Here is a 23,477-nt window from a genome sequence, read left to right on the forward strand (position 1 = left end):
GCGTTAAACGTTGCCGCTCCATACGGGTTCCGTCAGCAGTACCTTGGACATTTCAATTAAAGGCTAGCGGCCTGAAATGTCAAAAAGTCAACTGCATTACAGCGGAACTGAAAAGATGAGCGAACTTCGCAGTCTAGGATGATGTTGGCAATTTTAAGCCATGTGCGGTTTCAGCCTTCTTGTCGGCTCGGATAACTGATGATTGTGAGGAACCGAATTGGCAATTTGACGAGAACTTCGGGACCGTGTCTGGCGTCTGCGTCAAAGAATAAACTGTCGCCTGGCCGCATTAAGTAAAGCTGCTCTCCATGCCGGTATTTCACCTCACCTTCAAGCATGTAGATGAACTCCATGCCCTGATGCTGGAATGCCGGAAAGACATCCGAATCCGCGGTCAAGGTAATGAGGTAGGGCTCGACTTGGACGCCGGGTGTGCTGCTGTTAATGTGGCCAAGCAGGTTGTATTGGTGGCCGGCGCGCGTGCCTCGACGCTCGATTTCTACGCCTTCGCCTGCCTTGACGAAAACTGCATTACGGACTTCTTCGAAGCGTTTGAAAAAGGCCGACAAGGGAACACCCAGCGCGCGCGCCAGGGACTGCAAGGTGGTCAGTGAAGGCGAGGTGTTGCCGTTTTCGATCTTGGAAAGCATTCCAAGAGAAATTCCGGTGGCGGCGGCAAGGTCAGCACCTGTAATGCCCAGCTTCTTGCGATAGGCTCTGACTTCGTGGCCGATCGCGATTTCCAGATTGTTCTCCTTGGAATCGCGCAGCGCATGCGGGTCCTGACGTAAAATGGATTTTCCGCCAGTTTCCGCTTCATCGGATTTTGCAAATGCGGGTTCGTCATCCCGACCTTCGACCATGGGCTTTCTCCATTTTCACACGCTAAGTCCGATGGCGCTGCCAATCTGGTATAGGGGAGAGGCGATACGCAGCCAAGTCGTGGCGCGCAACAGGGGCGCGCGCGAAAAAATGGCATTCTATGCCTGCCCAGCCCCTTTCTCAACGGACGGAAGAATAGATGAGAGATAAGAATTGTGATTTCGCATCTCTGTAAGATATTCCAATTGAAGCTTAATTGTGCTTTTATTGAATGAACGTTCAGCAAAATTAAAAGGTCGAGGACATGAATGAAATGCTTCGCGATACCGCCATTCCGAATGATTGGGATAGAAGCGGCTTGCCTGGATGGTGTTACCACAGCGAAGCCTTGCTGGAACTTGAGCGGACGAAGGTGTTTCTGACGCATTGGCAGATTGCGGCTCATGTCAGCGATATTCCGGAGCCTGGCAATTATCATACATTCGATGTTCTAGGCGAACGGGCATTGATCCTCCGGGATGGAGAAGGGCAGGTTCGTGCATTTCACAATGTCTGTCGTCACCGGGGCTCACGCCTTGTGGCCGATGAAACGGGAACGTGTCGCAATGCACTGGTGTGTCCCTTTCATGGCTGGGTTTACAATCTGGATGGCACTTTGCGCGGTGCAGCGCGGCCGAATACATTTCCAGAACTGGACAAGGTCGAATACGGTCTGCCGGCGATCGAGATGGAGATCTGGCAGGGGTTTGTCTTTCTGCGGTTTCGCCCGGGCCCCCAGCCTTCGGTCGCAGAATTGATGGCGCCGGTTGCGGAAGAGTTCGGGCATTACATGGCGGAAAATGTGATGCCTGCAGGCGGGATCTGGACGCAGGAATCCGACGTCAACTGGAAGTCAGTGCGCGATGTCGACAATGAAGGCTATCACGTGGCGATGGCGCATCCTGCACTTCAGGATCTTTACGGCTCCACTTATTATGACGAGCCTTTCGTCAACGGGGTGTCGCGGTCGTTTGCAACCTATAATCCGCATGCCGGTCGGCGCTGGAGTGTTCGCCAGTATGTGAATATCTGCGAGGCGCCGCCCCACTTGCCGGAGCATTTGCAGAAGGCCTGGGTCTATTACGGTGTCTTTCCCAACGGGGTTTTTGCCTTCACGCCCGAGACCGTGCAATTTTACCAGGAGTTTCCGGTTTCCACGGGCAAGACCTTGCTGCGCGGAGCGATCTACAAGCTGAAAAATGAAACCAGACGGCAGAAGCTCGGTCGTTACCTCGCCTATCGTATCGATCGCGACACAATGGAGGAAGATGTTCAACTGACGGTCTGGTCCAACGAGGCCATGCTTTCAGAGAATTTTTCCGGCTTCTTCCTGTCAGATCTCGAATATGGTGTTCGCAGCCATCATGATCATCTGCGCAAGATTCTGCCTGTGGTGAATCTGGCGGAGAGGCCATCCGAAAAGGAAATGGCGTCCGTGAATCAAAAGATGCTGGCGCAAGGCTGACATCGTACATACGGCTAGGATGCTTCAGGGCTGGCGCACGATGTTGCGCCGGCTCGTTGTCAACCCTTCCAAAGACCTTCGCGCACAAGGTCGTCGGCAGTGCGGGATATGCCCTGGCGCAAGATGTCGACCATGGTGTCAATCTGTTCTCTGGTGATGATCAATGGTGGCGACATGACGCACATGTTGATCAGCGGCCTTACAAGGAGTCCGAGTTCCTGGCAGTGATCATCGATGCGTTTGCCAACAGCGACATCGAGGGTCAGCGGGTTGTTGCTTTCGTGGTCCGCCACGCATTCCACACAGGCCATGAGGCCTTTGCCGCGTACTTCACCCACGAGCGGCAATTCCTCAAGGGTCTTCAAGCTGTTCTGGAAGTAGTCCGAGATCGCGTTGACGTGATCGAGAATGCCGCTTTCTAGAAGCTGCAGATTGGTAAGAGCGACGGCGCAGCCCACCGGGTGGCTGGAATAGGTCAGGCCATGGGCAAACATGGCATCGGGATGGTTGGAGCGCCTCAGTTCCTCAAACAGTTTTGCTGAGACCATGACGCCACCCAGGGGGAAATAACCAGATGTGACGCCCTTGGCAAAGGTGATCATGTCCGGCTGCACACCAAACACATCCTTTGAAGCGAAGACCGAGCCTAGACGCCCGAAAGCGGTGACGACTTCGTCGGCAATAAAGAGGATGTCATTGTCGCGGCACAGCTGTGCCATGCGCCCCAGATAGTTTTCAGGTGGCACGATAACGCCGCCTGATGCCTGGATCGGCTCGGCGACAAAGGCGCCAATATTTTCAGCCCCTTCTCGTTCAATCAGGTCACGGAACTCGTCGACGAGAAAGTCCTCGAAAGCCTCGAGGCTTAAGCCTTTCGGACGGCGAAATGGATTGGGGCAGCTCAGGCGGCGGAGAAGATGATCGGCGCCATCCATCCAGTCATGGTCGCGGGGGCGACCATTCAGGGATGCACTGAGATAGGTCGAGCCGTGATAGGCGCCTTCGCGCGCAACAAGCAGCTTCTTGTCTTGGCGGCCGCGAATATTGTTGGCGAACTGCATCAGTCGCAGGGCTGTTTCGACGGCTGACGATCCACCGGTGGTGAAGAAAACATGGTTCAGGTCGCCGGGCGCACGTGTGGCAAGTGCCTCAGCCAGCTCCGTCGATGGTGAACTGCTGGTGTACCAGGGGGAATTGTAAGACAGCGACATCGCCTGATCGTGCATCGTTCTGGCGAGAGGTTCGCTGCGGTGGCCAACATTGACGCACCACATGCCGGCAGGGCCATCGATCAGGCGGCGACCGTGGGCATCGTGAACATAGATGCCGTCACCATCTGATAGTGCGCCAAGGCGATCCATGCCGACAGTTCGGGCGACTGGCCAAGGTTGAATGAGGGCTGCGCTATTTGTTGCGGCCTCCGGCATTTCGGTGTTGCGGCCTTGTGCCTGAATTGCTGCCATTTCATTTCGCACGGAATGTCTCCCACGGTATTCATGTTCTGAATTAAATACATGAATTTGCCTATGAAAGAAATATTATTTTGAATGATCGTTCAATCAATATTTTGAAAAATATCTTGATTTACGTTCGTTTTTGTCATCTTCTTCTTAACCAGAAAATACCGCTATAAAGCGGAAGGGGAACCGATGGTCGATGTGATTGTAGGCCCGCAAACGCTTGTGCAGCGTAAGCGAGGTGCGTCTTGAGTGGCGTGGACGCTCAGGTGCCGGGCGCACGTTCCCGAAGTTGGTTCCGGTCCGACGAGGCGCGGGGGCTGACACTGATGTCGCCACCATTTTTCTACGCACTCGTCCTTCTTCTCGTCCCCATATTCATGGTGCTGCTCTACAGTTTCTGGAGTCAGGACTACCTGACAATAGACCGCACATTCACCCTGAAGAACTATCGGCAGGCCCTTGGTGAGCCGATCTATCAGGATCTTCTGATGCGATCCCTCTACATCTCGCTGCTTGTCAGCCTTGTGACGGTTCTGTTGTCCTATCCCGTGGCGTGGTTCATCTCGTTTCATGGCGGGAAAAACAAGAACATGTGGCTCTTCATTGTCACCATACCGTGCTGGACGAGCTATCTTTTGCGTGTCATGTCGTGGAAGGTCATACTTGGCTATCAAGGCGTTCTGAATACCGGCTTCAAGGAGTTGGGGCTGATCTCGGAGCCGCTGACGTCTCTGCTCTATAATGCCAACGCCGTGATCATCACGCTTACGCATAGCTGGGCACCATTTGCGATCCTGCCGATTTTTGTCTCTCTGGAGAAGATCGACCGGGCTTTGATCGAGGCCGCCAACGACTTGGGTGATCGGGCGATTTCACGCTTTTTCAGGATCGTGCTTCCGCTTTCCATGCCGGGCGTCATATCCGCCTTCCTGATCGTCATGATCCCGACTGTTGGTGATTACGTCACGCCGCAATTGGTTGGCGGCAAGGAGGGCGTCATGATCGCCAGTGCCATCCAGGCCAATTTCGGCAAGGCAGCAAACTGGCCTTTGGGTGCTGCACTATCGGTGACCACAATGGTCATTGTCGTCGCTCTGGCCGCTTTCATTGTGCAGGGCGCGCGCATTTTGGTCAGGTGGGGTTCACGATGAGGCGGGTGACACGGTTCCTTCCCAAGGGCTTGACGGTTTACCTGGTCCTCTATCTCGTCTTTCTTTATGGACCAATCCTGCTCATTCCACTGTTTTCATTCAATAATGCTGCGGCAACGAGCTTTCCACTCGCTGGCTTTACCACCAAATGGTACGCATCGCTGGCGTCCAATTCGGTTTTGATGGATGCGGCCTGGAACAGTCTTGTTGTCGGTATTTCTGTGTCCCTGCTCAGCACCCTATTCGGGATCGCAGCGGCGCGTTCGGTCACACGCTATGAATTCATCGGCAAGACGCCGATTTTTTCGCTCATCATGGCGCCTCTTTTCCTTCCGGAAATCATTGTCGCCATTTCGCTTTTGATGATCGTGCTTGCCACCGGCCTCGGGCTGTCGCTGTTTACGGTTGTCCTGGGACAGTCGGTATTCTGCATCCCCTATTCGGTATCGGTCCTTGTGTCCGGTTTCGAGGGGTTTGATAGGTCTCTGGAGGAAGCGTCGCATGACCTAGGAGAAACCTCGTTTGGCACGTTTCGCCGCGTAACACTGCCGGTGGTTGCGCCAGCAATCCTGTCCAGTCTCCTTGTGTCCTTCACCATTTCTCTTGATGAATTCATCCTGGCATTCTTCCTCAGCGGAACCGAGCCGACCCTTCCTGTCTATATATGGGGACAGCTTCGATTTGCCGCCAAACTGCCCGCCGTTTTAGCGCTTGGCAGTCTGATGATTTTGGCGTCTATATTCCTCGTTACTCTCGCGGAAGTCTTCCGCCGGCGCTCAGAAGCCCGCAACATGGATCAAGGTTTCATGCATGTCTGAAAATGCGATGATTTCTATAAAAGATGTTTCAAAATTCTACGGTCCCTATCCGGCCGTGAACAAGCTTTCACTTGATATTGCAGCGGGCGAGTTTTTTTCCCTGCTGGGGCCGTCCGGGTGCGGAAAGACCACGCTGTTGCGCATGATCGCAGGCTTTGTGGAGCCTAGTCATGGTGACATCCTGATCGACGGACAGGCGATGACGGATGTCCCGGCAAACCGCCGTCCGACCAATATGGTTTTTCAGAACTATGCGATCTTTCCCCACCTCAATGTTGAAGAGAATGTCGGCTATGGATTGAAGCGTCTCGGTCTCGACAAAAGCGAGATGAAGCGCCGCATTGGCGAGGCGCTTGAACAGGTTCGGCTCGGTCACCTTGGCGGTCGCCGCGCCCATGAACTATCCGGTGGACAACGGCAGCGCGTTGCCTTGGCGCGGGCGCTGGTGATGCGCCCGAAAGTGTTGCTTCTTGATGAGCCGCTTTCGGCGCTGGACAAGAAACTGCGTGAGCAGATGCAGGTCGAGTTGCGCAGCCTGCAGAAGGCTGTCGGCATTACCTTTGTACTGGTGACACATGATCAATATGAAGCTCTCGCCATGTCCGACCGCATTGCGGTGATGTTTGCAGGTGAGTTGGCTCAGGTCGCAACGCCGAAAGATATCTACCAGCGCCCGCGGACCAAGCAGGTTGCTGGTTTCTTAGGGGGTATGAACTTCCTAGATGGCCAGGTGGTGGGAAGCCAGGGCGCGCAGGTGCAAGTGCAGACGCCGGTCTTCGGAAACCTGTCATTGTCGAAGCCAGACACATGGCAGGTCAGCGGCGACAAAGTCACCCTTGGCATGCGCCCCGAGCGCTTGCGACTTCTTTGGGACGAGCGCGCCGCGCTGGAGATCCCCGGCAAGATCGTCGACCGTGAGTATTTCGGAGATACGACCCATCTGACGATCCGGGTCGATGGTTTGCAGGCTCCGCTTTCTATCATCGAGACGAATGATTACGGGGCTGATGATCTTCCCATTGGGGCCGATATTCGCATGACCTACGATCCAGATGCGCTGGTGCTGCTGGCGGAATAGTCCGCCGTTCAAAAAAGCCGGGCGATCATGATCGTCCCGGCCTTTTTAGATTGTCACTCCGGAGACAGCGATGTCTCCGGAGTATTCTTTGTCAGTAGCCTGCTTTGATCTTTTCAAATTCGGCAATCATTTTCTGCCGGATTTCCGATGGCATTGGAGACTGAAACAGGGTGTTGCCGGTGAATTTCTCGACATTGTCGTAGCCTGAACTTTTCAGCGTCGCCTCGTCGATTGCGGCCATGCCTTTGGCATTGCTGTGGCCGTAGCCCCAGGATTCGATCATGTATTTGGATACTGCGGGATCTGTGACTGCGTTGAGGAAATCATAGGCTTTTTCCTCGCTGCCTTCCGCGCCCTTCAAGCGAACATAGCCGCAGACCCAGGTTGATAGGCCTTCGTCGGTGTCTTTGTTGACGTCAACGGGAACGCCGTCGTTTTTGAGCGAGGTCGCCGTATCGTTCCAGGCCCATGCAAGATCGACCTCTCCCGCAGCCATTGCCTGATTGATCTGGGTGTTGTCTGTCCAGTAGAAGCGAACGTTCTTGTGAACCTGACGCAGAAAATCCGAGGCTTGCTTGAACTGGTCGTCGGTCATGGCTGTCCAGTCCTTTAGCCCGATCGCCAGGCTCGCCAGTGCGTAGGCATCATCGACATTGTCGCCAATCGTGACGCGATCCTTGAATTGCGGGTCGGCAAAGGCTTTCAGAGACTGAACATCCTCTGCTTTGACCTTGTCGGTGCGGTAGGTCAGCAGTGTGTTGCCCCAGTCGAATGGAATAAGCCAGGCTGTTCCATCTGCTGACGTCATCAGGTCTTTCATAGACTTCAGACCCGGTAGAATTTCTTCCCAATTTTTCAGTTTTGAGGGATCGAGGGGCTCCAGCAGACCGGCGTCCCGCCACTTTACGACGCTCTGTGAGCAGGGATGGGCCAGATCGGCCTTGAAGCCCGACCGAAGTTTTTGAAAGGCTTCTTCTTCATCGCCGAAAAATGCGAAGTCGGGTTCGCCGTATTTTTCCGTATAGGCTGGGTGCAGTTCAGGATCTTCGTAACCGGACCAGTCGAATACGGTCAGCGTGTCCGTCGCCTGCGCCACCGTGGCAGTTGATGACATCAAGCCTGCGAGCAGGAGGGAAGCCGTAAATTGAATTGTCTTCACGCGAGATGCCATGCTGTTCTCCTTTTATGTCACCGGCACTCGTTCTTTCGGTCCGGCGCTGTTGAAATGCCTTGGAAATACACTGATGAGATAGTCAATTGCGGCGCTGTGGGCTCTCTCCCGCGTCACGCCATCGCCCATCATCAACCGCAGCCACAGTCCCTCCATCATGGAGCACAGCGCCAACGCTGACAGTTCGGGGTCGAATTCATAACCACCTTGATCTTTCAACGAGATGCAGAGCGCGACGAAGGTATCCTGATAGCGCTTGTCATTTGCTCCGCAGAGGGACTGGTAAGTGGGGCGTGATTTGGCTTCTCCCCAGAACGCGCACCAGGCAGCAAGTTTGCGCTTTGTACAGATCTTGCGGTCGAAGTCTGCGGCCACGAGCGCCCAAATGCCTTTGGCGGCGTCGGGACCTGCTTTTTCAAGCGCTGTCTGCCAATGATTGGCGTATTCGTCAGCCATGTATTGCAGCGTTGCGACGAGAAGCTTTTCCTTGCTCTCGAAATGGAAATTGACGATGCCACGAGAGAGGCCTGCGCCATCCGCAACATCGGCAAGTGTCGTTTCTGAATAGCCACGTTTTGCAAGAGAATCGATCGTAGCCTCGATCAACTGAAGCTGACGGGTTTGCCGTGAGGCTTTGCGTCCGCGCTTTTCGGGGTCTTCTGCCGCTGGAACATTCATGTGAACCGCCATGTTACCGGTCTTCAGACGTAGCGGAGACTTCATCGGGAAATCTCCGGCTTTTTCGCCCGAATATGTGTGGGACAATGCTCGCCACTATCGAGCACCTTTTGCATGGCTGTCCATGTACGAATGTTCTTTTGAACAAAAGACTGGCCGACTGCGTCAATGGCGGCATTATAGAGCCCGCATTGCATGCGGTTGAGCTCTCTGCGAGCCTCATCGCGATACCACACATTGCGGTTGAAAGTCAGGATGTTTTGGAAGCCGGCACCTTCCATAGCTCTCACATATCGCGCAGGCGAAGCCATTCCAAAACTCAAGCCTTCGGCTTGGAGATAGGCCTGCATATCGGGCGAGGGCGTGTGATCATGCGCGATCATCCAGTCGGAGGCTGCAATGGTTCCACCGGGCATCAGAACGCGAAAAATCTCGCTGAACAGTGCCTCCTTGTCCGAGATGTGGACCATCGCGTCCTTTGAGAATACGAGGTCGAAACTGGCATCGGCAAAGGGCAGTCGTCCAGGATCGGCTTGCACGAATTCGACCTGGTCGCCAAGATTGGCTTCGTTTGCACGACGCCTGGCGCTTGCGATGCAGGGTTCCTCGACATCGAAGCCGGTTACTGACGCCGGGCCGAATTCTCGCGCCAGGTGGAGCGTTATGCCACCCGAACCGCAGCCGAGATCGAGTACGGATTTGCCGCGGAGGTCAATGCCCTCGAGAATACGCGCAACTTCGGGTGGTCCACCCGGAGACAGGAAGCCGTCGCCCCACACGAGTTCAAGGAAGCGCATATGCACTTCATCATATTCCGGTTCGCGATGTGCCATATCCATGCTCAACTACCCGGTCGTAGGTTCGCTTCATGCGGACCTGCCCTTGAAGAGTAGCCAAGTGTCGATGAAAATCAATGGACTTGCTGAATATTCATTCAATATGGTAGAATAACCATATGGTAAATAATGATTTTCTTTGTGTTTCACATTCATTTGAGTGATGAAGATGCCAGCGAATGACGGCGACCAAGCAACAGAGTCGAGCGACCCATGGGTCTTGATCAATACGCCGATGGGGGAAACCTGGTCAGGCCGAACACGCTACGCGGCAGCAATGAGTTTATACGCGGCAGGCGAGATGAATGCCGAGACACTTGAGGTCTATCGTATCTGTTCGCGGCTTGATGACGAGAACCCGATCGAAGTTTTGCGCCGATGGAATACAGGCGCTGACTGGATCGCTCGATTTGTAGAGCGATCCAGCAAAGGCTAAGACTGGCCAGCGTCCGGATGCACCAGTCGTTCGTGCATCTCTATGACAAAGGGGCCGGATTTGCCTGCCGCTTCCTTAAGCGCCGCGGGCAGGTCCTCGATTGATGCAAGATGCTTGCCGGGAATGCCGTAGGCGGCGGCAATCATGGCAAAGTCGGGCGCAGATGGTTTTACGCCTTCGGGTTGGATGCCGCATTCAATCATGTACTTCTCAATCTCGCCGTAACCGTCATTGTTCCATACGAGAAAGATGACGTTGGCGCCGCAATCCTTGGCGGAGCCGATCTCGGACAAGGCGAACTGGAAACCGCCGTCGCCAACCAGGCAGATGACGGGCGTATCAGGCTCGGCGATGGCCGCGCCGATTGCTGCTGGTGGCCCGTATCCAAGGGCGCCGTAGCCTGTTGCAGCATTGAACCAGCCATTTGGGCGGTCAGCTTCGTAGTACAGATTTCCAGCGTAAACGGCCTGGGTGGAGTCGCCGACGATAATCGTCCCCGGCAAGGTCTCGCGTATCAATTCGAGCAGAGCCACCTCACGTTCAACTCTCTCTCCCAGTTCGGTGCGGGCGTCTGTCCTGGCCTTTTCAGCACGTGCAGTTGCTCCGTTAATGGAGCGGGCCTCATCCAGAAGGGCCAGAAGGTCGGTCACGAAATTCTCCGAGGTCGAATGGAGACTTCGAGCAGGGAAGGGTCCGCGTGCCAGTTGTTCGGGGTCTATATCGACCCGCACAAGGTTACCAAGAGCAGGGAAGCCCTTGTCGGCAAACATGTCATAGTCCGTCTGCCCCATCTGGGTGCCAAGGGCGATGACCAGATCGGCATCGGCGATGAGACTGCGAACGGATTTCAGGCTCGGGCTTGCCGGCACCGACAGAGAATGGTTGGCCATGATGCCGCGTGCATTTGTCGTGGTCACGACAGGTGCATCCAGACGTGCAGCCAAGACCCTTATTTCCGGGGCTGCCGATACCGCACCGCCGCCGCACAGAATGACGGGCTTTCGGGCCGCCCGGCATTGCTCGGCGACTTCCATCATCTTCTCTGTTTCCGCACGTGGCCGGCCCGGTCTTGTCACTGACGTCGCGCGATGAGAAATCGGCTCGGCCATGACATCTGTCGGAATTTCGATGTGCACCGGGCCCGGACGCGATGAGCCGAGGATGGCGAATGCCCTATCCATGACGGAAGGTAGATCATTTGGGTCCAGGAGGGTGTGCGACATCAGCGCAAGCGTTGCCATCATGGCCTGCTGGTTTGGCAGCTCATGGAGTTGGCCGCGTCCGTGACCGAGGGTGGCCCGAGCATTCACGCCGGAAATGACCAGCATCGGTACGGAATCCTGATAGGCCTGCGCCATGGCCGTGATCGTGTTGGTCAGGCCTGGCCCCGTGATCACGAGGCACACGCCCGGCTTGCCGCTGACGCGGGCGTAGCCATCGGCCATGAAGCCTGCGCCTTGCTCGTGACGTGGTGTGATATGCTGGATCCGGGATGCAGCAAGGCCCCGGTAGAGTTCGACGGTATGAACGCCAGGAATGCCAAACACGACATCGACGCCATAGGCCTCAAGTATCGAGATCAGCGTTTCGCCAACAGTCTTCATTTTGTCGCCCATTTGCGTCCTTCCCTGGTTGAGGCCAATTCGCCTGCAAGCTCGATCATGCGGGTCGTTGCTTCTTGAAGCGTTTCGTCCGAGACGGTCAGTGAAACGCGGATGAAATTTTGTGCCTGATCGCCAAATGACGTTCCGGGCATCACGGCGACCAGTTTCTCGTCCAGCAGTTTCGTCGCAAACTGCTGGCCGTTCAATCCGGTTGCCGACACATCGATCAGCATGAACATGCCGGCTTCGGGCATGACGGGGTTAAGGTGAGGAAATTTGTTCAGCGCATCGCAGGCCTCTTTGGCGCGCCGCCCGTAGCGTTCACGCATTCCGGTAGAGGTATCGAATGAGCCTGATACGGCCATTGCTGTCATGTCGGCGATAAAAGGTTGGACGCCAAAGAGCATGGTTTCCGACACTGCCAGCAGCCTGTCGCAGAAATCGACAGGTCCCGCGGCCCAGCCGGATCGGAAGCCCGGTGCCGCATGGGATTTTGAAATGGACGAGACTGCGATCGTTCTGTCGGCGAGGTCGGGGCGATCGAAAGGCGACGCGAACGGCTTTCCGAAGATCAACTCTTCATAGACTTCATCGCATACGATCCATAGATCGTGTGCCTTGCACACTTCTCCGATTGCCTCAATTTCTTCGTTGCTGAGCACAGCGCCTGTCGGATTATGCGGTGTGTTGAGCAGCAGCACGCGGGATTGTGGCGTGACTGCTTTTTCGAGATCGTCTGTCTGAAGATGAAATGCGTGTTCCGGGCGAAGCGGAACAGGCACTATTCCTGCCCCGGTTGCGGCGATCACGCCTTCATATGTTGCATAATAGGGGTCGCCGACAAGCACGTCGTCGCCTGCTTCTACCAATCCCAGCATAACGGCGAAGAGTGCGGTCTGGGTCCCGGGAAAGCAGAGGATGTTACGCTCGGTAACGCCGGCGCGTCGCTTGGCGTATTTGTCCGTCAGCGCCTTGACGACAGCACTTTCGCCACGCCCATTGGAATAGCGTGTGCGGCCGGCATGCATGGCGCGGTTTGCTTCCGCCAGCAATGCGCTATCGGGGGGCACATCCGGTTCGCCAATCGTCAGCTCGATCACCTGGAGGCCGCGCGCAGCCATTTCGCGGGCCTTGATATGAACAGCCCATTTTCCGGAGCCAAGATCAGCAAGGCGATCTGTGATGGATGCATAGCGCATGAGATTGTTCTCCGCTTGTCAGGATTCGTTGTTGTCTTTGCCCAGACTGATGCCGCCGAGCAGTGCTTCGACGGATCGCAAGGCAATTTTCGGCAAGGCCGTGTCGTCGAACAAGTCGCCGGCAAGCGTTCCCTCAAGCCATAATCCATCGATCAGGCCGTTGATCGCGATTGCATATTCATGGCACTCGGCCCTGGGCGTGGGGCGACCGCTGTCGTTGAGGACTTCTTCGATCAGATCTTCGAGGGCTTTGAGGAAAGACAGATAGTTTTGCCGATGAATGTCGGCAAAGCCCGGATCCACACGCACGTGGCTGATGAAGGCTGCCCAGAGAGACAATGTCCGGGGGTCCGTCACAGGTGGACTGACATTGGCGACGATGAATTTTCTCAGTCTTGTCCGAGCATCTCCAGTGGCAGGATCGGCGGCGGCAATGACGGCCCCGTTCATGGATGCGATGGTTTCGATGTAGGCGGCTTCCACCATCTGGTTCTTGCTGGTGAAGTAGTGGCGGATGAGCCCACCCGTCACGCCTGCTCTTGCAGCAATCTGGCGCACGGTGGCACCCTGAAGACCGGTTTCGGCGATGCAATCCAATGTGGCCCGGATGAGATCTTCCCGGCGCTCGGCTTCGCTTGCTCTATGGAAAGGCCGCCTGTTCAAGACGCCCGCCGCCAGATGGGTCGGGTCAGGCAGGTCGGGCCACCTTCACAGGCGATGCAGAGAGCATCCGCTGTGAACGTCTTGATCGTGCAGCCGGCGGCTTCCATTGCCGCCTGCGTACCGGGAAAGCCTTCCAGCATGATGATTTCACGCGGCGCGGTGGCCAAAACGTTAAGGTTCAGGCCACCGCTGCGATAAAATTCGTCTGCGGGCGCGACGACCAGTTTGATGCCGCGCTCCTTGAGCAGGAAATAGAAGGCCGCGGGCAGGAGTGGTGCGTGGACCAGTGCCAGATCACGCGCCAATGGGCTGATGACGGACATCAGGTGCAGACATGCCTCTTCTCCCTGCCAAAGAGGAAGATCAAAGCCGAAGACGTCTACTCCATGCGGCGCCAGCAGCTTAGAGAGCTGTTCGATCCCTGCCTGGTTCGAGCGAACGCCACGTCCAACGACCAAAGTCTTTTCATCGACCCAAACGCAGTCTCCACCTTCGATGCTGCCGGGAGCCTCGATGCGTCCAAGGATCGGGATGCCAGCGGATTTATAGGCCGCTTCGTGGAGGTTTGGCTCTTCCATGCGCAGCGGTTTTCCCATGCGCAGAATGATCGCTCCGTGATTGCTCATCAATGACGGGTCATGGGTGAACATGGCATCGGCATAGCCGTCGCCTGTGTCTTCAATCCACTGGATGTCAGCGCCGGATTCGGCAACGAGTTTGGCGAATTGCTGGTATTGTCCGATCGCCTTTTCGGCGTCGAATGTGGGTCCATAATGCCATTTTGCAGCATCCGCTCCAAGCAGGCTTGGACCCGGCTTGCGCATCAGAACGCGCTCGAGCTTGCCTGACATTTCCTGTGACCCGAATTCCATTCCCGTGCTCCTTAAGGTGAGGGCCGGAAATGCATGCCGGCATCAATATTTGGTTATTATACGCTTGAATAATTACTGTACAAGTGCAAAACTCTGCATCAAGTCAACGGGCGCAGAGGTCAGCAGCGCACCGTACAAGGGTTAAAAAAGCTGGCGGGAACAGGTTCCGGTGCATCTCCGGTTTTCCGGACAATGGCGGTAGGTATGACAGAGTCGGCGCAAGCCATCGAAGTGCGTGATCTTCATAAGAGGTTTGGACCGCTTGAGGTTCTCAAGGGTGTTTCGCTCAATGCCCGCCAAGGCGATGTGATCGCCATTATCGGAGGCTCCGGCTCCGGAAAGTCCACCTTCCTGCGCTGCATCAACATGCTTGAATTGCCGACCGCCGGATCCGTCTCCATCCATGGTGAAGCGATCACGATGAAGAAGGACGGTCATGGCGGTTTGATGCCGACTGACCGTCGTCAGGTGCAACGTCTCCGCAGCCAGCTTGGCATGGTGTTTCAGAACTTCAATCTATGGCAGCACATGACGGTCATGCAGAATGTCATCGAGGTGCCGATTCATGTTCTGGGCCTGAAGAAGGACGAGGCGATTGAAATTGCCGAGGCACTGCTGCGCCGTGTCGGTCTTTATGAAAAGCGGGATGCCTATCCGGCATTTCTTTCCGGCGGGCAGCAGCAGCGCGTGGCGATTGCCCGTGCGCTCGCCATTCAGCCATTGGTGATGCTGTTCGATGAGCCGACATCGGCGCTGGATCCCGAACTGGTCGGAGAAGTACTTTCCGTTATCGGGGATCTCGCCCGCGAGAAGCGGACGATGATCCTGGTGACCCACGAAATGGCATTTGCACGCGATGTTTCAAACCATGTCGTGTTTTTGCATAACGGGATGATCGAAGAGCAGGGCCCACCGGAACAGCTTTTCGGGTCACCAAAATCCGAGCGGTTGAAGAAATTCATCAGCTCGATCCACTAGATCCACAAACAATAACAGGGGAATATCATGAAACATTTTGCAAAAATCGCACTGCTTGCTGCGACCGTCGCCACAGCGGGTTTTACGTCGGCTTATGCCGAGGAAGTGAAAGTCGGTGTGGCGGCTGAGCCCTATCCGCCTTTCACATCGCCGGATGCGTCGGGTAAATGGGTTGGCTGGGAAGTCGAGTTCATGGATGCGATTTGTGCCGAGGCGAAGCTTGACTGTGTCATCACGCCCGTGGCCTGGGACGGTATCATTCCAGCCCTGACGTCAGGCAAGATCGACATGATCATCGGTTCGATGTCGATCACGGAAGAGCGCCTGAAGACCATCGACTTCTCTGACAAGTACTACAACACGCCAACGGGCATTGTGGGTCCGAAGGATATGGATTTTGACGCGACGCCCGAGGGGCTGAAGGGTAAGATCCTGGGTGTTCAGGTCTCTACCGTGCACCAGGACTATGCGATGAAGCATTTCGGCGATACTGCTGCCGAGATCAAGGAATACCAGACGCAGGACGAAGCCAACCAGGATCTGGCAGCTGGTCGTCTTGATGCCGTTCAGGCCGATGCGATAGCACTTGATGCTTTCCTGAAATCGGATGCCGGTTCTTGCTGCGAACTGAAGGGCGTCGTCGCCGATGATCCGGCCATTCTGGGTGCAGGCGTTGGCGTCGGTCTTCGCAAGGGTGAGACCGAGCTGAAGGACAAGATCAACGCGGCGATCAAGGCGATCCGTGCAAACGGAACCTATGATACCTTCTCCAAGAAGTATTTCGACTTCGATATCTACGGCGGCTGATATCCGTTCAATTTGACATGCAGGCCGCGCGAGAGGATCGTGGCGGCCTGCTTTCCATTTAATGAACGGGGACAAGGCAGATGGCAGCCAGCGCTGGCGGCTTCTTCAATTTTGATCTTCTGGCATTTTCGCCGCCCGGCTGGGGCGGGGTTTTGCTGACAGGATTTCTGCATTCCATTCAGTTGGCCGTTGGCGGCTATGGCTTGGGAATACTCATCGGGATCGGTGGTGCCTTCGGTAAACTTTACGGTGGCCCGATACTGCGCGACCTGATGGAGATCTATACAACGATCATTCGGGCGGTGCCCGAACTCGTCTTGATCCTGCTTCTCTACTACGCCGGAACGGACGCTCTGAATTCGTTGCTGGTGCTTGTCGGGCTTCCTCGTGTTGATATCAGCGGACTTGTCGCTGGCATTTTCGTTATCGGCATCGTGCAAGGTGCCTATTCGGTCGAAGTCTTACGTGGCGCGATCAATGCGGTGCCGCCCGGCCAGATCGAGGCCGCGCGTGCCTATGGTATGTCTCCGCTGAAGATCATGTTGCGGATCACGCTTCCGGCCATGTTGCCCTATGCGATCCCGGGACTCGCCAATCTGTGGATGATTGCCACCAAGGACACCGCTCTTCTTGCCGTGGTCGGCTTCAGCGAATTAACGCTTGTGACGCGTCAGGCTGCGGGCAGTACGAAGGCCTATATGCTGTTTTATCTGGCCGCTGGCATTCTCTATCTTGCTTTGACATTGCTATCCAATGTCATGATCGGTGTCATCGAGCGACGTGCACGCCGCGGCATGGCGGAGACGGCTTGATCATGAGCGATACCTCCCCCGGGATGCCAGCCTATATCGCGCCGAAGAAGCGCGGCCTTTTCGAGCCGCATCGCCTGCTATTGATGGCGATTTTTGCAGCAATCGTTTTTGCTGCCATCTGGTATATGCGCTGGGATTGGATAGCTGACTATAAAGGGCAGTTGCTGGACGGCATATGGCGGACGCTTGTGTTGCTGTTTACCACTGCGTTTGTCGGCTTCGCCCTGGCTGTTCCAATCGGACTGGTGCAGGTTACCGGACCCGGACCGCTGGCCTGGGTCGCCAAGGGTTTCTGTACCGTTATCCGTGGCACCCCGTTGCTGCTCCAGCTTTGGTTGCTCTATTACGGTTTGGGATCTGTCTTCGCACAATATCCTGAAATACGAACCTCAGCACTATGGCCTTACCTCAGGCAGGCTTGGCCCTATGGCTTTGCAGCGCTTACATTGTCCTTCGCGGCCTATGAGGGCGAAGTGATGCGCGGTGCTTTTGCCGGTGTACCCAAGGGGGAGCTGGAAGCGGCCAGAGCCTTTGGCATGAGCAGGTTTACGGTGTTTCGCCGTATCTGGCTGCCAAGGGCTATTCAACGTGCGCTGCCGACCTTGAATGGCGAGGCCGTTTTGCAGCTGAAGGCCACCCCGCTTGTTGCCACCATCACTGTCATCGACGTTTACGCGGTGATTTCGAAAGTGCGTCAATCCACTTATCTGACCTATGAACCGCTCCTTCTTCTGGCGGTGATCTATATGCTCTTGACGGGCGCACTGGTGTTGGTGTTCCGCTATTTCGAGAACAAGATTCCAACCCGTGGTGCCTGACATGACCGTCCAATTTTCCAATTATATGCCCGAAGTCGTGGCTACACGCCGCTACCTTCACCAGATCCCTGAACTGGGCCTTTCCGAGTTCAGGACGTCTGATTACGTGGCCGAGCAGTTGACCGCGATGGGCTATGATATCACCCGCGGACTGGCCAAGACGGGGATCGTCGCGACCTTGAAAAATGGCACGAGCGCAAGGACGATCGGCCTTCGCGCTGATTTTGATGCGCTGCCTATTCTGGAAGAGACGGGCGTTGAATACGCCAGCACGAATGCCGGCGTCATGCATGCCTGCGGCCATGATGGGCACACAGCCATGCTGCTTGGCGCAGCCAAGATTCTGGCGGAACGGAAGAATTTCGACGGGACCGTGCATTTGATCTTTCAGCCGGCGGAAGAGAATTTCGGCGGTGCCAACCTGATGATTGAGGATGGGCTTTTCGAGCGCTTCCCCTGCGATGCCGTATTTGGTCTTCATAACGAGCCTGCTATCCCCTTCGGGCATTTTGCCTTCAGGGAAGGGCCGATCATGGCGTCCGTCGATGAATGCAGGATCACAGTCGTTGGTCGGGGTGGACATGGTGCCGAGCCTCAGGTGGCATCGGACCCGATCGTAGCTGGCGCCAGCATCATCATGGCGCTTCAGACCATCGTGTCGCGCAACATCCATCCGCTCAAATCAGCTGTCGTCACGGTGGGTGCCTTCAATGGTGGTATTGCCAGCAATGTCATCCCGGAACGGGTTGCGATGGATCTGACCATTCGCGCGCTCGACAGCGATGTTCGTGATGAATTGGAAACGCGTATATGTGCGATTGCCGAAGGGCAGGCGGCAAGCTACGGGATGTCCGTGGAGCTCAAATATGATCGTGGTTACCCGCCAACGGTGAACCACAAGGCCGAAACCGATTATGTGCGCGAACTGGCCAAGCGTTTTGCCGGTGAAGACAAGGTTTACGACATGGTGCATCCGACCATGGGTGCCGAGGACTTCGCCTATATGCTGGAAAAGGTGCCGGGCACCTATTTCTTCCTCGGGACGGCGAAGACCGAAGATGATCCACCGCTCCACCATCCCCGTTACGATTTCAACGACGATATCCTGCCGATTGGTACGGCATTCTGGGTTGAACTGGTGGAAGACCGGCTCGCCGTATCCTGATGGCCTTGGCTTTGCAGGTTTGGTTTACCGTTTGTGGCCCGCGAGATCGTCGAAATCTCCGATAAGGAGATAGTGCAATTCGCGGGTGATTTTGATGGTTGGTTTCATCGCAAAGCAGATGGAGCCGATGACGAAACACCAGGTCGCCGAATATTGGGTACTTTCACTGAAGAAGAGCACGGAGCCTATGGTGAAGAGCACGGCTGCAGCGAAGTCCACCAGTGTGTGGGCCAGCTCATAAGCGGCATAAAGCTTGCGGTTGGTGCGGGTTTTCGTGGCAGTTTCGGGTTGGAAAATCTTCATTCTTGGCCTCCAGTGGTTCTTGCCAGTTGATAACGGCAGAGGAACGGTTTGGAAACACTTAGCCCCCGCGGTTATGCGGGCGGCTGCTTCGTTCGCCAGTCGATTTTCAATCAGGTTCGCAATACGCGGTAAATCGCGGGAATGACCAGCACCGTTAGTAGTGTTGAGGACGCAAGGCCGAACAGTAGCGAGATGGCAAGGCCCTGAAAGATCGGATCGGTCAGGATGACCGCTGCACCAATCATTGCAGCCAGTGCCGTCAGGAGGATCGGTTTAAAGCGGATAGCCCCGGCTTCAATCAGAACCTCGGTCAGCGGGCGATCTGGTGATGCAGCGTGACGGATGAAATCGACCAGAAGGATAGAGTTTCGCACGATGATCCCGGCAAGCGCAATGAACCCGATCATGGATGTAGCGGTGAACGGTGCGCCAAAGATCCAATGGCCACCTAATATGCCGATGAAGGTGAGCGGGATTGGGGTGAGGATCACCAGCGGTAGCTTGAACGAACCGAATTGGGCCACCACGAGGATATAGATCCCGAGAAGAGCGATCATGAAGGCTGCTCCCATATCCCGGAATGTAACCCAAGTCACTTCCCATTCGCCATCCCACAGCAAAACCGGCTTGCTCTGATCCGACGGCTGGCCGTGCAGGGCGATCTCGGGCTTTTGCGCGCCCGTCCAATCCATCTTGTCGAGCGCGTCCCGGACTGCGAGCATGCCATATAGTGGTGCTTCGAAGTCTCCTGCGAGTTCTGCCGTCACCATTTCCGCAAAACGTCCGTTGTGTCGGAAGATTGGGTATGACGCGCGTTCTTCCTTCACCTGGACCACATCACCGAGTTCGACCACGGATCGGGATCCGGGAAGAAGATTGGCCGGGATAGGGGTCGCCAGGAAGCGTTCATCCAACACCTTTTCGGCTTTTGGTAGGCGGATCTCGATCGGAATCGGTGCTCTGCCGCCGCCGCGATGGGAATAGCCGATTACTGTCTCGCCGTTCAGGATAGACAAGGTATCAAAGACATCGCTTTCCTCAACGCCAAAGAAATCCAGATCATCGGTGGAGATGGTGGCCCGCAGCCGTCTTGCGGGTCGACCGTAGCTGTCATCGACGTCAACGATGAAGGGTACAGATTTGAATGCCTGCTTCACTTTTTCTGCCGTGGCACGTCGTGTGTCCGCGTCGGGGCCATAGACCTCTGCCAGAAGCGTTGCCATGACGGGAGGGCCGGGCGGTGGCTCCACGACCTTGATTGATGTGCCCTCAGGTGCTTTCACCTTTGCGATGATGCGATGGCGCAGGTCGAGTGCGATCGCGTGGCTGGTGCGGTCACGCTCGCCTTTTGGCGTCAGTTTGATCTGGACGTCGCCCATCTCGGGCGATGAGCGAAGATAAGCATGGCGCACGAGGCCGTTGAAGTTGAACGGGGCTGCAGATGCGACATGGGTCTGGAGGGAGATGACTTCGGGTGTCTGCAAAACGACCCGGGCAACATCTTGCGCCACGGCGTCCGTCGCCTCGACTGACGAACCTTCCGGCAGATCAATCGTCACCTGCAGCTCGGCCTTGTTATCGAAAGGCAGCAGCTTGACGGTGACATCCTTTGTATAAAACAGCGACAGAGATCCAAGTGTCGCAATCCCGACCAGAGCCAGGAAAATCCAGCTGTTGCGCTTAGACGCCAAAATGGGACGCGCAACGGCTGAATAGCCCTTGCCGAGTGTCCCTCCAGACGCATGATGCGCATCGGTGTGAAGCTTTGCCTTGCCGGCCATCTTCAGCATCAGCCACGGGGTTACGATGACCGCGACGAAGAAGGAAAATATCATCGCTGCTGAAGCGTTGGCGGGGATGGGGCTCATATAAGGGCCCATCATGCCTGAGACGAACATCATCGGCAGTAGAGCGACGACAACGGTCAGTGTTGCGACAATGGTTGGATTGCCGACTTCGGCGACGGCATCGATTGCCGCTTCGCGCCTGTCCTTGCCGTCGTCATAGCCCCAATGCCTTGCAATGTTTTCGATGACGACGATTGCATCGTCGACCAGAATGCCGATGGAAAAGATGAGAGCGAACAGGGATACACGGTTGAGCGTATAGCCCATGATATTTGCGGCAAACAGCGTCAGGAGGATCGTCATGGGGATGACAATGGCAACGACCATGGCTTCCCGACGCCCTATCGCGATCCAGACCAGCGCAATGATCGAAATGGTGGCTAGACCCAGATGGAAGAGTAGCTCGTTGGCTTTTTCATTGGCGGTTTCGCCGTAGTTACGCGTGACTTCGACTGCCATTGACCCTGGAATGAGATCGCCCTTCAGTGTCTCGACACGTTGCAGGATCTGGTCTGCCACCAAGACAGCGTTTGATCCGGCACGTTTGGCGATGGCCAGTGTCACGGCCGGCGCGCGCCTGATCTTGCCACCCTGTCCACGTGTGACCGTCGATACGCGTGCTTCAGACGTGTCGGTGGTAAACGATACATCGGCGACATCGCGAACATAGACGGGGCGATTGTCGCGGGAGGTCAGGAGCAGATTGCCGATGTCGGAGGGGGTTGACAGGGTTTCGCCGGCGACAACTTCGATCTGTTGGCCCTTATCGCGCACCAGCCCCGTCGGGAACGAGCGGTTTGCCGCCGTGACCTTGCCAGACAGTTGTTGAAGCGTGATGCCATAAAGGGCGAGTTTTTCGGTATCCGGTGCCACGCGGATGGCGGCACCCGTCTCGCCCACGAGATAGCTCAAGCCGACATTATCGATCTTGGTCAGTTCAACACGCAGTGCGCGGGCAATTCGGGTCAAGTCATTGGCCGTTACGCCGGCGCCCGTCTGATCTGACGGGGTCAGTGTCAGTGATACGATGGCGACATCGTCGATGGTGCGGCCAATGATCATCGGTTCCGGTATGCCGACGGGAATGCGTGCGATGTTGGCTGCTATCTTGTCGTGCACGCGCAGCACTGCGGTATCGGCAGAGGTGCCGACGACGAAGCGAGCGGTGACCATGACCTGATCGTCCGCCGTCTGTGAATAAACGTGCTCGACATCGTTGATGCCTTTGACGATTGTTTCCAGAGGTTCTGTGACGAGCTTGACGGCGTCCTCCGCCTTCAGCCCGTCTGCGCGCACGACGATATCGACCATCGGCACGGATATTTGTGGTTCTTCCTCTCGCGGCAATGTCATCAGCGCGACAAGCCCGAGAGCAAATGCTGCGAGCAGAAACAGTGGCGTGAGCGGCGAGGCGATGAAGAACTTCGTCAGCGAGCCCGCTATGCCAAGGTTATGTTGTTTCATGGCGTGATGACCTCGTCACCCGCCGAGAGACCGGTGAGGACCTCGACAACAAGCATATGGTCGAGCATCCACGGTTTCGATGTTACCACAGCGCGCTCGACCGTCTGGTCTCCAAGCTTTATCGATACGTAGTCGATGCCGAAGCGACTGGTAATTGCAGCTTCCGGTACCAGCAGTGTTTCGCGCTTGCCGACGGGCACGCGCACCAGCAGCCGATGGTTGACGAAGGTCGTTAGCATATCCTCGACTTCTACATCGGCAATCACGCGACCATTGTCGATCTCGGGATAGATTTTAGCCAGGCGGCCCTGTGTCGTGTGTCCGTTGCCGTCATCAATTTCGATATTCGCATCTTTTTCAAGAAGGTCTGCGTGACGTTCGGGGACAGCCAGACGCAGGAAGAAACCGCCGCCGCCGATTGTTGCCACAGTCTCGCCGGCCATGATGACGGCATTGCGTGTGACTGGTACGGTCAAGACCTTGCCGGTCGTCGGTGCCAGAACGATACCTTCCCTGGTCTGTTCTGCAACGAGTGCCCGTTGCGCCTGGGTGGCCGTGATCTGATTGCTGACAACATCCACCTGGGTGCGCAGCGAATCCAGTCTCTGCGCCGTAGTGACACCGCGGATCAGCAATTCGTCTCCGCGTTTCAATTCAGAGCGGGCATTTTCCAGTGAGGCCTTCAGTCCGGATAACTGGGCGTCGATTGCCGCGATCTGGAAGTCGATCTTGTCATCCTTAATGGTCGCAATCACGTCCCCCGTATGCACCTCATCGCCTTCGGTGACTTTGAGTTCGACAACGATGCCACCGATTCTGGCGCGCGCCGGTACGCTGTCGCGTGCTTCCACCCGGCCGTAGACAGCCTTCCATACGGGCACTGTCGTCTGTTCAAGGCGCATCGCTTGAGCATTTGCAATGCTGAAGGAAGCCAACAACACAAGGGCGGCGGTCAGGGAGCGCGCGGATCGCATGCCATGCATCAGTCTAT

The 23,477-nt window shown here is 56.0% G+C and carries 21 protein-coding genes; 9 read left to right on the forward strand and 12 right to left on the reverse strand.

Features of this window, described 5'->3' with window-relative positions; all coding sequences use genetic code 11:
- Positions 1–170 precede the first annotated feature (170 nt).
- Positions 171–863 (reverse strand): helix-turn-helix domain-containing protein, encoded by a 693-nt coding sequence (locus tag ACQQ2Q_RS16005; protein WP_428188110.1) that lies wholly within the window; start codon positions 861–863, stop codon positions 171–173.
- Between the two features lie 263 nt (positions 864–1,126).
- Between ACQQ2Q_RS16005 and ACQQ2Q_RS16010 the strand changes: the two genes are divergently transcribed.
- Positions 1,127–2,326: an aromatic ring-hydroxylating oxygenase subunit alpha gene (locus tag ACQQ2Q_RS16010; RefSeq protein ID WP_428188111.1), complete on the forward strand. Its 1,200-nt coding sequence runs from the start codon at positions 1,127–1,129 to the stop codon at positions 2,324–2,326.
- Positions 2,327–2,385: 59 nt separating this feature from the next.
- Here the strand turns inward: ACQQ2Q_RS16010 and ACQQ2Q_RS16015 are convergent, their stop codons facing one another.
- The gene (locus ACQQ2Q_RS16015; RefSeq protein ID WP_428188309.1) at positions 2,386–3,753 is read right to left on the reverse strand and encodes an aminotransferase; all 1,368 of its coding nucleotides are present in this window, start codon (positions 3,751–3,753) and stop codon (positions 2,386–2,388) included.
- A 359-nt stretch (positions 3,754–4,112) separates the two neighbouring features.
- Here ACQQ2Q_RS16015 and ACQQ2Q_RS16020 point away from each other — a divergent pair, with 359 nt between their 5' ends.
- Genes ACQQ2Q_RS16020 through ACQQ2Q_RS16030 form a run of 3 tightly spaced genes read left to right on the forward strand, consistent with a single transcriptional unit; the run spans position 4,113 to position 6,833 of the window.
- Positions 4,113–4,937, forward strand: a complete 825-nt coding sequence (locus ACQQ2Q_RS16020) for an ABC transporter permease (RefSeq protein WP_428188112.1) — start codon at positions 4,113–4,115, stop codon at positions 4,935–4,937.
- Entirely contained in the window at positions 4,934–5,755 is an 822-nt protein-coding gene (locus ACQQ2Q_RS16025; protein ID WP_428188113.1) for an ABC transporter permease, read from the forward strand. Before ACQQ2Q_RS16020 ends, ACQQ2Q_RS16025 begins: the two co-directional genes overlap by 4 nt.
- A 7-nt stretch (positions 5,756–5,762) precedes the next feature.
- Positions 5,763–6,833: an ABC transporter ATP-binding protein gene (locus tag ACQQ2Q_RS16030; RefSeq protein WP_428188114.1), complete on the forward strand. Its 1,071-nt coding sequence runs from the start codon at positions 5,763–5,765 to the stop codon at positions 6,831–6,833.
- 91 nt (positions 6,834–6,924) lie between these two features.
- Here the strand turns inward: ACQQ2Q_RS16030 and ACQQ2Q_RS16035 are convergent, their stop codons facing one another.
- From ACQQ2Q_RS16035 to ACQQ2Q_RS16065, 7 genes are all read right to left on the reverse strand, one after another.
- Positions 6,925–7,947 carry an extracellular solute-binding protein gene (locus tag ACQQ2Q_RS16035; RefSeq protein ID WP_428188310.1) on the reverse strand — a complete coding sequence of 341 codons (1,023 nt, stop codon included), beginning with the start codon at positions 7,945–7,947 and terminating at the stop codon, positions 6,925–6,927.
- A gap of 69 nt (positions 7,948–8,016) precedes the next feature.
- Entirely contained in the window at positions 8,017–8,694 is a 678-nt protein-coding gene (locus ACQQ2Q_RS16040) for a TetR family transcriptional regulator C-terminal domain-containing protein (protein WP_428188311.1), read from the reverse strand.
- 29 nt (positions 8,695–8,723) lie between these two features.
- Positions 8,724–9,521, reverse strand: coding sequence for a class I SAM-dependent methyltransferase (locus tag ACQQ2Q_RS16045; RefSeq protein WP_428188115.1), 798 nt, complete (start codon positions 9,519–9,521; stop codon positions 8,724–8,726).
- A gap of 429 nt (positions 9,522–9,950) precedes the next feature.
- A complete protein-coding gene (locus tag ACQQ2Q_RS16050; RefSeq protein WP_428188116.1) occupies positions 9,951–11,570 on the reverse strand; it encodes a 5-guanidino-2-oxopentanoate decarboxylase in 1,620 nt (539 codons plus the stop codon).
- Entirely contained in the window at positions 11,555–12,757 is a 1,203-nt protein-coding gene (locus tag ACQQ2Q_RS16055; protein ID WP_428188117.1) for a pyridoxal phosphate-dependent aminotransferase, read from the reverse strand. The genes ACQQ2Q_RS16050 and ACQQ2Q_RS16055 overlap by 16 nt, the downstream gene beginning before the upstream one ends.
- Positions 12,758–12,775: 18 nt before the next feature.
- On the reverse strand, positions 12,776–13,420 hold the full coding sequence (locus ACQQ2Q_RS16060) for a TetR family transcriptional regulator C-terminal domain-containing protein (RefSeq protein WP_428188118.1): 645 nt from the start codon (positions 13,418–13,420) through the stop codon (positions 12,776–12,778).
- Positions 13,417–14,271: a dimethylarginine dimethylaminohydrolase family protein gene (locus tag ACQQ2Q_RS16065; protein ID WP_428188312.1), complete on the reverse strand. Its 855-nt coding sequence runs from the start codon at positions 14,269–14,271 to the stop codon at positions 13,417–13,419. Before ACQQ2Q_RS16065 ends, ACQQ2Q_RS16060 begins: the two co-directional genes overlap by 4 nt.
- A gap of 225 nt (positions 14,272–14,496) precedes the next feature.
- Here ACQQ2Q_RS16065 and ACQQ2Q_RS16070 point away from each other — a divergent pair, with 225 nt between their 5' ends.
- From ACQQ2Q_RS16070 to ACQQ2Q_RS16090, 5 genes are all read left to right on the forward strand, one after another.
- Positions 14,497–15,270 (forward strand): ABC transporter ATP-binding protein, encoded by a 774-nt coding sequence (locus ACQQ2Q_RS16070; RefSeq protein WP_428188119.1) that lies wholly within the window; start codon positions 14,497–14,499, stop codon positions 15,268–15,270.
- 27 nt (positions 15,271–15,297) lie between these two features.
- Positions 15,298–16,077 (forward strand): transporter substrate-binding domain-containing protein, encoded by a 780-nt coding sequence (locus ACQQ2Q_RS16075; RefSeq protein ID WP_428188120.1) that lies wholly within the window; start codon positions 15,298–15,300, stop codon positions 16,075–16,077.
- An 80-nt stretch (positions 16,078–16,157) separates the two neighbouring features.
- Positions 16,158–16,889, forward strand: coding sequence for an ABC transporter permease (locus tag ACQQ2Q_RS16080; RefSeq protein WP_428188121.1), 732 nt, complete (start codon positions 16,158–16,160; stop codon positions 16,887–16,889).
- Positions 16,890–16,891: 2 nt separating this feature from the next.
- Positions 16,892–17,707, forward strand: a complete 816-nt coding sequence (locus ACQQ2Q_RS16085) for an ABC transporter permease (protein ID WP_428188122.1) — start codon at positions 16,892–16,894, stop codon at positions 17,705–17,707.
- 1 nt (position 17,708) lies between these two features.
- Entirely contained in the window at positions 17,709–18,872 is a 1,164-nt protein-coding gene (locus ACQQ2Q_RS16090) for a M20 aminoacylase family protein (protein WP_428188123.1), read from the forward strand.
- Between the two features lie 24 nt (positions 18,873–18,896).
- Here the strand turns inward: ACQQ2Q_RS16090 and ACQQ2Q_RS16095 are convergent, their stop codons facing one another.
- From ACQQ2Q_RS16095 to ACQQ2Q_RS16105, 3 genes are all read right to left on the reverse strand, one after another.
- Positions 18,897–19,175 (reverse strand): YrhK family protein, encoded by a 279-nt coding sequence (locus ACQQ2Q_RS16095; protein WP_428188124.1) that lies wholly within the window; start codon positions 19,173–19,175, stop codon positions 18,897–18,899.
- A gap of 110 nt (positions 19,176–19,285) precedes the next feature.
- Positions 19,286–22,486 (reverse strand): efflux RND transporter permease subunit, encoded by a 3,201-nt coding sequence (locus ACQQ2Q_RS16100; protein WP_428188125.1) that lies wholly within the window; start codon positions 22,484–22,486, stop codon positions 19,286–19,288.
- Entirely contained in the window at positions 22,483–23,469 is a 987-nt protein-coding gene (locus tag ACQQ2Q_RS16105) for an efflux RND transporter periplasmic adaptor subunit (RefSeq protein WP_428188126.1), read from the reverse strand. The genes ACQQ2Q_RS16100 and ACQQ2Q_RS16105 overlap by 4 nt, the downstream gene beginning before the upstream one ends.
- Positions 23,470–23,477 lie beyond the last annotated feature (8 nt).

The sequence above is a fragment of the Agrobacterium sp. ES01 genome (genome assembly GCF_050320885.1).
Lineage (GTDB): Bacteria > Pseudomonadota > Alphaproteobacteria > Rhizobiales > Rhizobiaceae > Allorhizobium.